Annotated in this window: 1 protein-coding gene; it reads left to right on the top strand. The window is 78.8% G+C overall.

Annotation, left to right across the window (positions count from 1 at the left end):
- Positions 1-1,325, top strand: a 1,325-nt coding sequence (locus AO501_RS40235) for a hypothetical protein (RefSeq protein ID WP_197419853.1), incomplete at both ends; no start/stop codon positions are given.

The following is a 1,325-nucleotide window of genomic DNA, read 5'->3' as shown; positions in this document are numbered from 1 at the left end:
CGCCAGCGCGACCGCTCCCACTTCCGGGCTGCAAGGCGGTCATGGCGGCGCCGGCGGACAGGGTGGTGCCGGCGGTGCGGGTATCGGCGGAGTCGGGGGCGGCCAGGGCGGCCAGGGTGGTGTCGGCGGCCAGGGCGGTAGCGGGGGTGACGGCGGCACTAACACCGGGAGCAAAGCCGGGATGGGTGCCGCGGGTGGTCAGGGCGGCACCGGTGGTGCCGCAGGAGCGGGTGGCTCCGGAACGGACGGCGGAGCGGCCGGGTCGAACGGTCTCGGCGGAAAAGGCGGCACCGGGGGTACCGGCGGCGCCGGAGGCAGCGCGCAGGCGGGCACTTCCGGCAGCGCGCCCACCGCCGGCGCGCAGGGCGGCCAGGGTGGCGCCGGCGGGCAGGGCGGTGACGGAGGCGCCGGGATCAACGGCGTCGGCGGTGGCCAGGGTGGCCAGGGCGGCATCGGCGGGCAGGGCGGTAACGGCGGCACCGGCGGCAACAACACCGGCACCGGAGTGAACGCGAACGGAGCCACCGGCGGCAAAGGCGGAACCGGTGGCATCGCCGGCGCCGCGGGCACGGGAACCGACGGCGGCGCTGCCGGGGTGACCGGCAGTGGAGGCAAAGGCGGCGTGGGGGGAATCGGCGGCACCGGCGGCACCGGCCAGACCGGCGTCTCCGACACCACACCCAGCGCGGGCGGTCAGGGTGGCGCCGGCGGTGCCGGAGGCCAGGGTGGCGACGGCGGTGCCGGCTTCAACGGCGTCGGCGGTGGTCAGGGCGGTCAGGGCGGTGTGGGCGGCCAGGGCGGCAGCGGTGGCGCCGGCGGTAGCAATACCGGCACGGGGGCGAACACCACCGGCGCCGCCGGCGGCAAGGGCGGAACCGGCGGCGTCGCCGGCGCCGCGGGGACCGGAACCGATGGCGGCGCTGCCGGGGTGACCGGCAGCGGAGGTACCGGCGGCACCGGTGGAGCCGGGGGCACCGGTGGCACCGGTCAGGCCGGCGTCTCGAGCTCCGCGCCCACCCCGGGCAATCAGGGCGGTGCCGGCGGCGCCGGCGGTCAGGGCGGCGACGGTGGCGCGGGTATCGGCGGTGTCCGGGGCGGTCAGGGCGGTCTGGGTGGTCTGGGCGGCCACGGCGGCACCGGTGGCAGCGGCGGCAGCAACACCCTCAACATCTCGGCCGGTGGGGCCGTGGGCGGGAAGGGCGGTTCGGGCGGTGTCGCCGGTGCTGGTGGCGAGGGCGGAGCCGGCGACGGCAGCGGCGGTGCCGGCGGGCAGGGTGGCACCGGTGGCACTGGTGGTACCGGCGGCAACGGCAGCGTCAGCGGCG

It is taken from the genome of Mycobacterium gordonae (assembly GCF_001417955.2).
Taxonomy (GTDB): Bacteria; Actinomycetota; Actinomycetes; order Mycobacteriales; family Mycobacteriaceae; genus Mycobacterium; species Mycobacterium gordonae_B.
Note: the sequence above shows the minus strand (reverse complement) of the source record. Positions and strands in the feature narration are given on the sequence as shown.